This is a genomic window from Marinobacter sp. ST-43 (assembly GCF_030541085.1).
Classification (GTDB): domain Bacteria; phylum Pseudomonadota; class Gammaproteobacteria; order Pseudomonadales; family Oleiphilaceae; genus Marinobacter; species Marinobacter nauticus.
Genome location: NZ_JASSVO010000001.1, coordinates 795986 through 808800, shown reverse-complemented (window position 1 = coordinate 808800; position 12815 = coordinate 795986). Strand labels below are relative to the sequence as shown.

The following is a 12815-nucleotide window of genomic DNA, read 5'->3' as shown; positions in this document are numbered from 1 at the left end:
AATGTTGGTAAGTCTGTACCGTTATAATCCGGAAACTGACAACGCCCCTTACATGCAGGACGTTGAGATCGAGTTGCCGGAAGGCAAAGATCTGATGGTTCTGGATGTGTTGGCGCTGGCCAAGGAAAAGGACCCGACTGTCGCATTCCGCCGTTCCTGTCGTGAGGGGGTTTGCGGCTCTGATGGCATGAACATGAATGGTAAGAACGGCCTGGCTTGTATCACTCCGGTTTCCGATGTGGTCAAGAACAACAAGCTGGTTCTGCGCCCGCTGCCTGGTCTTCCGGTCATCCGGGACCTGGTGGTGGATATGGGTCTGTTCTACAAGCAGTACGAAAAAGTGATGCCGTACCTTGTGAATGACAACCCTGCGCCTGCCATTGAGCGCCTGCAGTCTCCGGAAGATCGTGAGAAGCTGGACGGCCTGTACGAGTGTATTCTCTGTGCCTGCTGCTCCACCGCTTGCCCGTCTTTCTGGTGGAATCCAGACAAGTTCATTGGCCCGTCCGGTCTGCTGCAGGCCTATCGCTTCCTGGCCGACAGTCGTGATACGGCTCAGGCAGAGCGTTTGGCGAACCTGGATGACCCGTTCAGCGTGTTCCGCTGCCGGGGCATCATGAACTGTGTCAGTGTGTGTCCGAAAGGCCTGAACCCGACAAAGGCGATTGGTCATATCCGGAATCTGCTGCTGCAAAGAGCCACCTGACCGGCAAATTTCGCAGCACCAGCTATACTGGTGTTCTGACACCAGATAGTACCCCTGAAGGCCTCGCTATATGCGGGGCCTTCAACCAAAGGCTTATAGTCAAAAGTCTTACCGGGGTGCAAACTTATGCACGCTGTTTCGGTGCGCTTATCCAGTCACCGGGCAGTATTGCTGAGTATAAAAATCACTGGGGACGGAAAACATCCTTGCCGGGTGTGGTGGCCAAAGTCATGCCGTAATAACCCGTATTGACTGAGAATTACCCCTGGCCGACCATACTGGCTCCCCCGCACCAGCCCAAGGTGAGCTATTCAAAATGCACGAAAGCATCATGGAGCAGTTATGGCAGACTTCCCACCTGCAGGGTGGAAATCTTGCCTATGTTGAACAGCTTTTTGAAACCTACCTGACAGACCCCAACGCAGTTCCAGAAGAGTGGCGGAGTTACTTCGATAAACTTCCGAGTGTCGATGGCTATCAGGGCCGCGACATTGTTCACTCCACCATCCGCGAGCAGTTTGAGCACATCTCCCGCAATCAGCGTTTTCTGGCAACCAATGGCGTGCCTGCCAGTGCCACATCCGATGCTGATAAAAAGCAGATCCGTGTTCTGCAGCTGATCAACGCTTTTCGTTTCCGCGGTCACCAGGAAGCAAAGCTTGATCCTCTGGGTGTCTGGCAACGTCCTCAGGTAGAAGATCTGGACCCGCGATTCCACGAATTGGGCGAATCCGATCTTGATCTGGAGTTTCAGACAGGTTCTCTGAACTTTGGTTCCGAGAGCATGAAACTCGGCGATATTGTCCAGGGCCTGCGCCAGACATACTGCGAGAGCATCGGCGCTGAATACATGCATGTGGTAGACACGCGCATCAAGCGTTGGTTCCAGCAACGTATGGAGCCGGTTCGTTCCCGTCCCGAATACGAGACCGAAACCCGCAAGCATATCCTTGAGCGCCTGACGGCTGCTGAAGGGCTGGAAAAATACCTGGGTTCCCGTTATCCGGGCGTCAAGCGTTTTGGTCTTGAGGGCGGTGAAAGTCTGATCCCCTGCCTGGACGAGCTGATTCAGCGTGCGGGCTCCTATGGCGCCAAAGAGATCGTGCTGGGCATGGCCCACCGCGGTCGACTGAACGTGCTGGTCAACACCCTGGGCAAAAATCCGAAAGAACTGTTTGATGAATTCGAGGGCAAGAAGCTCGCGGATTCCGGCTCCGGCGACGTGAAATATCACCAGGGCTTCTCCTCAAACGTAATGACGCCAGGCGGCGAGGTTCACCTGGCCATGGCCTTCAACCCGTCTCACCTGGAAATCGTATCCCCGGTAGTGGAAGGCTCGGTACGCGCCCGTCAGGACCGTCGTGGCGATACCGATGGCAGTACCGTGGTACCCATTGTGATGCACGGCGACGCTGCGTTTGCCGGGCAGGGCGTAGTGATGGAAACCTTCCAGATGTCCCAGACCCGGGGCTTTGGTGTTGGCGGCACCATTCACATCGTGATCAACAACCAGGTTGGCTTCACCACCAGCAAACAGGAAGATGCTCGTTCCACCGAGTATTGCACCGACGTTGCCAAGATGGTTCAGGCGCCGATTCTGCATGTGAACGCAGACGATCCTGAAGCGGTGATGTTTGCCACCCAGATGGCGATGGACTACCGCAACGAATTCAAGCGCGATGTAGTGATTGATCTGGTTTGCTACCGTCGTCGTGGCCACAACGAGGCGGATGAGCCGGCAGCGACCCAGCCGCTGATGTACGACAAGATCCGCAAGCTGAAGACCACTCGTGCGATCTACGCGGATCAGCTGGTTGAAGCCGGTGTGATCACCGAAGATGAAGCCAAGCAGATGGAGACGGATTACCGGGACGCCCTGGACAAGGGTGATCACGTGGTCAAGTCCCTGGTTAAAGAGCCTAACAAAGAGCTTTACGTGGACTGGGCTCCGTATCTGGGCCATGAGTGGACTGCGAAGTGCAAGACCAGCGTTGCGCTGAAAACCGTCCAGAAACTGGGCAAGAAGCTGACTGAAGTGCCGGAAGGGTTCAGCATCCAGCGCCAGGTTTCCAAGATTGTTAACGATCGCGAGAAGATGACGGCCGGCGCGCTGTCCCTGAACTGGGGCTACGGCGAAATGATGGCCTACGCCACATTGCTGAACGAAGGGCACCCGATCCGCCTGACCGGCCAGGACGTGGGCCGGGGAACCTTCTCGCACCGTCATGCTGTTCTGCATAACCAGAAAGATGGGTCTACTCATATTTCCCTGCAGAATCTGAAAGACGATCAGCCGAAGTTCGACATCTATGACTCACTGCTGTCTGAAGAAGCGGTGATGGCGTTCGAATACGGTTATTCCACCACAACGCCGAACGCGCTGATTGTCTGGGAAGCCCAGTTTGGTGACTTCGCCAACGGTGCCCAGGTGGTGATTGATCAGTTCCTGACCAGTGGTGAGCATAAGTGGGGTCGACTGTGTGGCCTGACACTGCTGCTGCCACACGGTTATGAAGGGCAGGGGCCGGAACACAGTTCCGCCCGTTTGGAGCGTTTCCTGCAGCTGTGTGCCGAACACAATATTCAGGTCTGTGTACCGACTACACCGTCTCAGGTATTCCACATGTTGCGTCGGCAGGTGAAGCGTCCGTTGCGCAAGCCGTTGGTTGCCATTACGCCCAAGAGCCTGCTGCGCCATAAGGAAGCCATTTCGGGTCTGGACGACCTGACATCCGGCACATTCCAGACAATTCTGCCGGAGAAAGAGCCGTCCGATCCGAAAAAAGTGACTCGCCTGATCCTCTGCAGTGGCAAGGTCTACTATGATCTTCTGGAGAAGAAGAAGGCGGATGAGCGGGACGATGTCGCGATTGTTCGTATCGAACAATTGTACCCGTTCCCGAGCGATGACCTGGACGAACTGCTGAGCCAGTACAGCAAGCTCAAGCATGTGGTCTGGTGTCAGGAAGAGCCGATGAACCAGGGAGCCTGGTATTGCAGTCAGCATCACATGCGGAACGCACTGCAGCGCCTGAATCCCAAGCTATATCTCCAGTATGCCGGTCGTGAGGCTTCTGCTGCTCCTGCCTGTGGACACATGTCTGTTCACATTGAAGAGCAGAAGAAACTGGTTAACGACGCGTTTGAAATCTGACGAGCTACCGAACTAAGGATCCGTAATGTCAACAGAGATTAAAGCCCCCGTTTTCCCTGAGTCGGTTGCCGAAGGCACCGTCGCGACCTGGCACAAGCAGCCGGGTGAGGCCTGTTCCCGTGACGAGCTGATTGTCGATATCGAAACCGACAAGGTTGTGCTCGAAGTGGTTGCGCCGGCGGATGGTGTGATCGAAGAAGTTCTCAAGAACGAAGGCGACACCGTGGAAAGCGGTGAGGTGATCGGCAAGTTCAAAGAAGGCGCGGCAGGTGAATCCAAGCCAGCTGAGAGCAAGTCCGAAGCGAAAGCCGAAGCGCCGAGAGCCGAAGAGAAATCCGAAGCTGCTTCCGGTGATGCCATTCTGAGCCCGGCTGCCCGCAAGCTGGCCGAAGAAAACAACGTGGACCCGAGCGCGGTAAAGGGCACTGGTAAAGATGGCCGTGTTACCAAGGAAGACGTTCAGAACTACGTGGACAGCAACAAGTCTTCCGGTGGAGCGGCTGCCGCCAAGCCGGCAGCGATGCCAGAGGTGAACGTTGGCCAGGGCGAGCGCGCCGAGAAGCGGGTTCCGATGACCCGCCTGCGTGCCAGCATCGCCAAGCGTCTGGTTGATGCCCAGCAGACAGCAGCCATGCTGACCACCTTTAACGAGGTGAACATGGCGCCGATCATGGAACTGCGTAAGCAGTACCAGGACAGCTTCGTGAAGCGCCACGGCATCAAGCTGGGCTTCATGTCGTTTTTCACCAAAGCGGCTACCGAAGCTTTGAAGCGCTTCCCGGCAGTAAACGCCTCCATTGACGGCAACGACATGGTGTACCACGGCTACCAGGACGTAGGTGTAGCTGTATCCACCGACCGTGGCCTGGTGGTACCGGTTCTGCGTGATACCGACGCCATGGGTCTGGCCGACATCGAGAAGAAGATCGTCGAGTACGGTACCAAGGCGAAGGAAGGCAAGCTGGCCATTGAAGATATGACCGGCGGCACCTTCACTATCACCAACGGCGGTATTTTCGGGTCTCTGATTTCCACGCCGATCCTGAACCCGCCCCAGACTGCCATTCTGGGTATGCACAAGATCCAGGAGCGCCCGATGGCGGTGAATGGCAAGGTTGAGATTCTGCCGATGATGTACCTGGCGCTGTCATACGATCACCGTATGATCGATGGCAAGGAAGCGGTGCAGTTCCTGGTGGCCATCAAGGAAATGCTGGAAGACCCGGCACGTATCCTGCTGGATGTGTAATCTGACACTCAACGAATTCGATAACAGGAAAGATTATGTCCGATAAGTTCGACGTTATTGTCATTGGTGCAGGCCCCGGTGGTTACGTTGCTGCCATTAAAGCCGCTCAGCTGGGTCTTAAGACCGCCTGTGTAGAGTCCTGGACTGGTAAAGACGGCAAGAGCCAGGTGCTCGGTGGTACCTGCCTGAACGTAGGCTGTATCCCGTCCAAGGCCCTGCTGGAAGTGACTCACAAGTTTGAGGAAGCGAGCCACGATTACGATTCCATGGGCATCCTGGCCAAGGACGTGAAAATCGACGTTGCCAAGATGATGGAGCGCAAGGCTGGTATCGTTAAGCAGCTGACCGGTGGCATTGCTGGCCTGTTCAAGGCCAACGGCGTCACTTCTATCCACGGCCACGGTAAGCTGCTGGCCGGTCGCAAGGTTGAAGTCACCGACAAGGATGGCAAAACCAAGACCTACGAAGCCGACAACGTCATCATCGCCACCGGTTCCCGGCCGATCGAGATTCCGCCGGCGCCGTTCGACGGTGAATACATCGTCGATTCCGAGGGTGCGCTGGAGTTTACCGAAGTTCCCAAGCGTCTTGGTGTGATCGGTGCCGGTGTTATTGGTCTGGAGCTGGGTAGCGTCTGGGCCCGCCTGGGTTCAGAAGTAACCGTGATCGAAGCGCAGGACAGTTTCCTGCCGGCGGTTGACCAGCAGTGTGCCAAGGATGCGTTGAAGCAGTTCCAGAAGCAGGGCCTGAACATCGTGATGGGCGCCCGCATGACTGGCGCGGAAGTCAAGCGCAAGCTGGTTAACGTCAGCTACGAAGACTCCAAGGGTAAGCAAGACGCCAAGTTTGACAAGCTGATCGTGGCTGTTGGCCGTCGTCCGTACACCGATGGTGCACTGGCTGAAGACTCCGGCGTGACCATGGATGAGCGGGGCTTTATTTTCGTAGACGACAACTGCAAGACCGAAGCGCCGGGTGTCTGGGCCATCGGTGATGTGGTTCGTGGTCCAATGCTGGCTCACAAAGCGTCTGAAGAAGGCGTGATGGTTGCTGAGCGTATTGCCGGGCATAAGCCCCAGGTCAATTACGACTGCATCCCGAATGTCATCTACACCTTCCCTGAGGTTGCCTGGGTCGGCAAGACCGAAGAGCAGCTGAAAGCTGAAGGCGAAGAATACAATGTGGGAACCTTCCCGTTTGCGGCGAACGGTCGTGCCATGGCGGCCAATGCGGCTTCCGGTATGGTCAAGATCATCGCCGATGCGAAGACCGACCGTATTCTTGGCTTCCACGTGGTAGGTCCGCAGGCGTCTGAAATCGTTGCCCAGGGCGTTATCGCCATGGAATTCGGTTCCAGCGCAGAAGATCTGGCTCTGACCTGTTTCGCGCACCCGACTCTGTCCGAGTCTGTGCACGAAGCGGCCCTGGCCGTTGCTGGCGGTGCGATTCACGTCGCCAACCGTCGCAAGAAGAAGTAACGCATTGTCGGAATACGGGGCGCCAACTGGGGCGCCCCGCTGCCATCATAACGGCGGCTTTTCGCATGCGTGACCGGCAGGCCGAGGCGATCCCTGGCCTGCCAGAACGAATTCGTTTCAGCTGCACCAATGGCGGTGCACTGACGGGTTCATTTCCGTACGTGGTTATCCTCCATCAATAGACGGGACATTAACTATGAATTTGCACGAATATCAGGGCAAGCAGCTGTTCGCTGAGTACGGCCTGCCCGTATCCAAAGGCATTGCCTGCGATACTCCCAAGGAAGCCGTAGCAGCGGCAGACGAAATCGGCGGTGACGGCTGGGTAGTGAAAGCCCAGGTTCACGCCGGTGGTCGCGGCAAGGCCGGCGGTGTAAAGCTGGTCAAGAGCAAAGAAGAGATCCGTGAATTCGCCGAAAAGTGGCTGGGTAAGAACCTGGTTACCTACCAGACCGACGAAAACGGCCAGCCAGTCAGCAAGATTCTGGTTGAATCCCTCACCGACATCGATCAGGAACTTTACCTGGGCGCTGTGGTAGACCGTGGTTCCCGTCGTATCGTTTTCATGGCCTCCACTGAAGGTGGCGTGGAAATCGAGAAGGTTGCCGAAGAAACTCCGGAAAAGATCCTGAAAGCCGAAATTGATCCGCTGGTCGGCGCTCAGCCGTACCAGGGTCGCGAACTGGCATTCAAGCTGGGCCTGGAAGGCAAGCAGATCGGTCAGTTCACCAAGATTTTCCTGGGCCTGGCCAAACTGTTTGAAGAGTGCGACCTGGCTCTGGTTGAGATCAACCCGCTGGTGATCACCCCGGCTGGTGACCTGCACTGCCTCGACGCCAAAGTAGGTGTAGACGGCAACGCACTGTACCGTCAGAAGAAAATCCACGAGATGCACGATCCCTCCCAGGAAGATTCCCGGGAAGCGGAAGCGGCCAAGTGGGAGCTCAACTATGTTGCGCTGGAAGGCAACATCGGCTGCATGGTTAACGGTGCTGGCCTGGCCATGGGTACCATGGACATCATCAAGCTGTCCGGCGGCCAGCCTGCCAACTTCCTGGACGTAGGCGGCGGCGCAACCAAAGAGCGCGTATCCGAAGCGTTCAAGATCATCCTGTCTGACGACGCGGTACAGGCCGTTCTGGTTAACATCTTCGGTGGCATTGTTCGCTGCGACATGATCGCAGAGGGCATCATCGGTGCGGTTAAAGAAGTCGGCGTTAAAGTGCCTGTTGTGGTTCGTCTGGAAGGCAACAACGCGGAGCTGGGTACCAAGGTACTCGCCGAAAGTGGCCTGAACATCATCGCCGCCACCAGCCTGGCGGACGCCGCAGAGCAAGTCGTTAAAGCCGCAGGGGGTAAATAATGAGCATCCTGATCAACAAAGACACCAAGGTTATCTGCCAGGGCTTTACCGGCGCACAGGGTACCTTCCACTCTGAGCAGGCCATCGCTTATGGCACCAAGATGGTAGGTGGTGTCAGCCCCGGTAAGGGCGGCACTGAGCATCTGGGTCTGCCGGTGTTCAACACCGTACGTGAAGCGGTAGAAAAGACCGGCGCTGAAGCGACCGTCATTTACGTTCCGGCTCCGTTCTGTAAAGACGCCATCATCGAAGCGGCCGACGCCGGTATTCAGCTGATCGTTTGTATCACTGAAGGTATTCCGACCATCGACATGCTGTACGCCAAAGAATACGTTGATCGTAAAGGCGTTCGCATGATCGGCCCGAACTGCCCGGGCGTGATCACTCCGGACGAGTGCAAGATCGGCATCATGCCTGGCCATATCCACAAGAAGGGTAAGGTTGGTATCGTGTCCCGTTCCGGCACCCTGACCTACGAAGCGGTCAAGCAGACCACGGACTTCGGCTACGGTCAGTCCACCTGTATCGGTATCGGTGGCGACCCGATTCCTGGCTCCAACTTCATCGACATTCTGAAGCTGCTGCAGGAAGATCCGGAAACCGAAGCCATCGTCATGATTGGTGAGATCGGTGGTACCGCTGAGGAAGAAGCGGCTGCGTTCATCAAAGAGAACGTCACCAAGCCGGTGGTTTCCTACATTGCCGGTGTCACTGCACCTCCGGGCAAGCGTATGGGCCATGCTGGCGCCATCATCTCTGGTGGTAAGGGTACGGCGGACGAGAAGTTTGCTGCCCTGGAAGACGCCGGTGTTAAAACCGTGCGCAGCCTGGCCGAAATCGGCAAGGCCCTGAAGGAAGTGACTGGCTGGTAAAGCAGCCCTGAGCTTCACCAAAACCCCCGGATTCGCGAGAATTCCGGGGGTTTTGCGTTATAGAGCCTCGGTTTTGTGCCGCATTGCTTAACGCCGGCGAGTGTAAAGACTATAATGCCCGGTCAGCCTGATTTCAGCGGCCGGTTTAGGCGCTGATCTCCGGCGCTCTATAAACAGAAAGAAGGAGTTCGTGCTTTGAGTTCTGTCGATTCCCAGCAAAGAGTGTTGTCCGGCATGCGTCCGACCGGCAAGCTGCACCTCGGCCACTACCATGGTGTGCTGAAAAACTGGGTCAAGCTCCAGCACGAGTATGAGTGCTTCTTCTTTGTGGCGGACTGGCACGCCCTGACCACGCAATACGATGATCCCTCAGGCATTGAGCAAAGCGTATGGGATATGGTCATCGACTGGCTGGCGGCTGGTGTTAATCCGGGCTCGTCCACCATGTTTATCCAGTCCCAGGTTCCGGAACACGCCGAGCTGCACCTGTTGTTGTCTATGATCACGCCCCTGGGCTGGCTGGAACGTATTCCTACCTACAAGGATCAGCAGGAAAAGCTGCGGGAAAAGGATCTGGCCACCTACGGTTTTCTCGGTTACCCGTTGCTCCAGACTGCGGATATCCTGATGTATCGTGCCGGCAAGGTGCCGGTTGGTGCTGATCAGGTATCCCACGTTGAGATTACCCGCGAAATCGCCCGCCGGTTTAACCACATCTATGGTCGCGAGCCCGGTTTTGAAGAGCAGGCCGAGGCCGCTATCGTCAAGATGGGCAAAAAGAACGCGAAACTCTATCGCAACCTGAAAAAACGGTATCAGGAAGAAGGCGATTTTGAGGCGCTTGAGACCGCACGGGCCCTGCTGAAAGAACAGCAGAACATTTCGCTGGGTGACCGCGAGCGGTTATACGGTTTCATTGAAGGCGGCGGCAAGGTGATACTGCCGGAGCCGCAGCCGTTGCTGACGCCGGAATCCAAGATGCCGGGGCTGGACGGACAGAAGATGTCCAAGTCCTACAACAATTACATTGGCTTGCGTGAAGATCCGGACAGTGTTGCGCAAAAGATCCGGACCATGCAAACCGACCCGCAGCGGGTGCGCCGGACAGACCCGGGCGAGCCGGAGAAGTGCCCGGTCTGGGGTATGCACAAAGTCTACTCGGACGAGCAGACCTGCCAGTGGGTACAGGAAGGCTGCCGCAGCGCCGGTATTGGCTGCCTGGACTGCAAAAAGCCGCTGATCGATGCCATCATCGAGGAACAGAAGCCCTTGCATGAGCGTGCCCGGGAATACGAGAGCAATCCGGATCTGGTGCATTCCATTCTGCAGGAAGGGCGAGAGCATGCGCGCGATGCCGCACGTGATACCCTGGAAGAAGTCCGTGCAGCGATGGGGCTCAGCTACCGCTGATTCCTGACCGCCAATAACGTCAAAGGCTGGCAAAGGCATGACCGAAGACACCAGGGAGCCGGAAGAAGCGCAGGCAACGACACCGGAACAGGTGCCGCTGGCGCTCGTATCCGGCAAACCCCTGGTGGACATCCCCAAGGATCTTTACATCCCGCCGGATGCCCTCGCGGTATTTCTGGAGGCCTTTGAGGGGCCACTGGATTTGCTTCTGTACCTCATTCGCCGCCAGAACATGAATATCCTCGATATTGATGTCAGTGAAATCACCCGCCAGTACATGGATTACATTGGTGCGGTGGAAGCGATGCGATTCGAACTGGCAGCTGAATATCTGGTGATGGCTGCGACCCTGGCGGAGATTAAATCCCGTATGTTGCTACCCCGCCAGGAGAGTGACGATGAAGACGATATTGACCCCCGGGCAGAGCTGATTCGGCGGCTGCAGCAGTACGAACGCTTCAAGAAGGCTGCGGAGGATATCGATGAGATCCCGCGCATGGAACGGGATACCTATCCGGCTTCCGCTGCTTTACCCAAGCTTCCGTCATCGCAACCCCATCCGGACGTTGATATGAAGGAGCTGTTACTGGCGTTGCAGGGTGTTTTGCAGAGGGCGGATCTGTTTACCAGCCACCATGTCGAGAAAGAGCGGTTATCGACAAGGGAGCGGATGTCCCACATTCTGTCTGTGCTGCAGGGCGACCGGTTCGTAACATTCGAGAGCCTGTTTACCCTTGAAGAGGGCCGGCTTGGCGTGGTGGTCACCTTTCTTGCCACACTGGAACTGGTGAAAGAACAGCTGATTGAAATCGTTCAGGCGGAAGTGCTCGGCCCCATTCATGTCAGGGCGCGGGCGGCAAGCTGAAGGATCGAGTGACACTATGAACGAAGAACATCTGGCCCGTATTCAGGCTATTGCGGAGGCGGCACTGTTGGCGGCCGGCAAGCCGTTGTCTCTGGAGCAGCTGCGCGAGCTGTTTGGCGAAGATGAGCGCCCGGCCCGGCAGGTGATGGAGCATGCGCTGATGATGCTGGAGCAATCCTGCGAAGGCCGCGGCTTCGAGCTTAGTAAGGTTGCCAGCGGGTACCGATTGCAGGTCAGGGAAGAGTTTGCGCCATGGGTTGGTCGGCTGTATGAGGAAAAGCCCCAGCGTTATTCCCGGGCGCTTCTCGAAACTCTGGCCCTGATTGCCTATCGTCAGCCCATCACCCGTGGCGAGATCGAGGATATTCGTGGTGTTACGGTAAGCAGCAATATCATTCGAACACTGCTTGAGCGAGAGTGGGTGCGCGTGGTCGGTCATCGGGATGTCCCTGGGCGGCCTGCCATGTATGCCACCACACGCCAGTTCCTCGATTATTTCAACCTGACCGGGCTGGATGAACTGCCTCCGCTTTCTGAGGTGCGTGACCTTGAGGAAATCGGTCGGGAAATAGAGCAGAACATGCAGGGAGAGATCAAATTCGACTCTCCTGATGGTTCCGGTGCCAGTCCGGACTCTGACTCGGAGTCCCAGGCGCCTGAATCGGATCAGACACTTCACTGAAACCCAGGTTTCAGCCCCGTATATCAAGGATATCTACCCTTATGGCGGCAAAAGGCCCCGAAAACAAAACAGCCCGTAGCGATCAGTCTCTAAGTGCAGGCCCCGAGCGGGTGCAGAAGCTGCTTGCCCGCGCCGGCGTTGGCTCCCGGCGGGAAGTGGAAGGCTGGATAGAGGCCGGTCGACTGCTGGTCAATGGCGTTCCGGTTCAGCCTGGCCAGAAGGCTTCCACTTCTGATCGTTTTGAGCTTGATGGCAAGCTGCTGGACGTGAGTTCAGCTGCCGAAGTTGTGCGTCGGGTGCTGATTTACAACAAGCCGGAAGGTGAGGTGACCAGCCGGAAAGACCCGGAAGGGCGGCCCACGGTGTTTGACCGCCTGCCGCGGCTCAAGGACCAGCGCTGGATCTCCATTGGGCGTCTGGATATCAACACTACCGGTCTGGTGTTGTTTACCACTGACGGTGAGTTGGCGAATCGCTTGATGCATCCCTCCAGTCAGATTGACCGGGAATACGCGGTTCGGGTATTCGGTGAAGTGGATGACGCCATGATTGAGCGCCTGAAGGAAGGTGTGCTGCTTGAAGACGGCATGGCCAAGTTTACCGATATCAGCCCGGCGGGTGGCAAAGGTATGAACCAGTGGTTCCACGTAACCTTGCTGGAAGGTCGCAACCGGGAGGTGCGTCGCCTTTGGGAATCTCAGGGCGTTCGGGTGAGCCGTCTCAAGCGGGTACGGTATGGACCGATCTTCCTGCCCAGCCGGTTGACCATGGGCCGTTGGGAAGAGCTGGATCAGAAGGGTGTTGATGCGCTGAGCCGTGCCGTCGGGCTCGGCAGCGTTGCTGTACCCCAGAAAACTCCGGGAGAGCAGGCTGCCCATGATCGCAAACGTCGCAAGAGTCCTGGCAAATCGCTGCAACGGACGCGTAAAGGTGGAAGCTGGCAAGTCGCCGATGGTGCGCCGCCAAAAGCCCGGTCAGATTCCCGCGGGAAGCCATCTGCAGGCAAGGGCGGAAAGCGAGCACGCTGAGACCTCTC

General features: G+C 56.9%; 10 protein-coding genes. All 10 read left to right on the top strand.

The genetic code is table 11. From position 1 onward, the window contains the following. The first annotated feature begins 1 nt into the window (after position 1). The 10 genes from QPL98_RS03815 (at position 2) to rluB (ending at position 12807) form a co-directional block, all read left to right on the top strand. On the top strand, positions 2-706 hold the full coding sequence (locus QPL98_RS03815) for a succinate dehydrogenase iron-sulfur subunit (RefSeq protein WP_011784661.1): 705 nt from the start codon (positions 2-4) through the stop codon (positions 704-706). Positions 707-1022: 316 nt separating this feature from the next. Further along, a complete protein-coding gene (locus tag QPL98_RS03810; protein ID WP_011784662.1) occupies positions 1023-3860 on the top strand; it encodes a 2-oxoglutarate dehydrogenase E1 component in 2838 nt (945 codons plus the stop codon). A gap of 25 nt (positions 3861-3885) precedes the next feature. Continuing rightward, complete coding sequence (gene odhB / locus QPL98_RS03805; RefSeq protein WP_303292705.1) at positions 3886-5109, top strand: 2-oxoglutarate dehydrogenase complex dihydrolipoyllysine-residue succinyltransferase; 1224 nt, start codon at positions 3886-3888, stop codon at positions 5107-5109. 35 nt (positions 5110-5144) lie between these two features. After that, positions 5145-6587 (top strand): dihydrolipoyl dehydrogenase, encoded by a 1443-nt coding sequence (gene lpdA, locus QPL98_RS03800; RefSeq protein WP_011784664.1) that lies wholly within the window; start codon positions 5145-5147, stop codon positions 6585-6587. Positions 6588-6783: 196 nt separating this feature from the next. Then, a complete protein-coding gene (gene sucC, locus QPL98_RS03795; protein ID WP_011784665.1) occupies positions 6784-7950 on the top strand; it encodes an ADP-forming succinate--CoA ligase subunit beta in 1167 nt (388 codons plus the stop codon). Next, complete coding sequence (gene sucD / locus QPL98_RS03790) at positions 7950-8822, top strand: succinate--CoA ligase subunit alpha (RefSeq protein WP_011784666.1); 873 nt, start codon at positions 7950-7952, stop codon at positions 8820-8822. Before sucC ends, sucD begins: the two co-directional genes overlap by 1 nt. A gap of 195 nt (positions 8823-9017) precedes the next feature. Next, positions 9018-10232, top strand: coding sequence for a tryptophan--tRNA ligase (locus QPL98_RS03785; protein WP_011784667.1), 1215 nt, complete (start codon positions 9018-9020; stop codon positions 10230-10232). 37 nt (positions 10233-10269) lie between these two features. After that, on the top strand, positions 10270-11097 hold the full coding sequence (locus QPL98_RS03780; protein ID WP_011784668.1) for a ScpA family protein: 828 nt from the start codon (positions 10270-10272) through the stop codon (positions 11095-11097). 16 nt (positions 11098-11113) lie between these two features. After that, positions 11114-11779 (top strand): SMC-Scp complex subunit ScpB, encoded by a 666-nt coding sequence (gene scpB, locus QPL98_RS03775; RefSeq protein WP_011784669.1) that lies wholly within the window; start codon positions 11114-11116, stop codon positions 11777-11779. A gap of 41 nt (positions 11780-11820) precedes the next feature. After that, entirely contained in the window at positions 11821-12807 is a 987-nt protein-coding gene (rluB, locus tag QPL98_RS03770; protein WP_153740166.1) for a 23S rRNA pseudouridine(2605) synthase RluB, read from the top strand. Positions 12808-12815 lie beyond the last annotated feature (8 nt).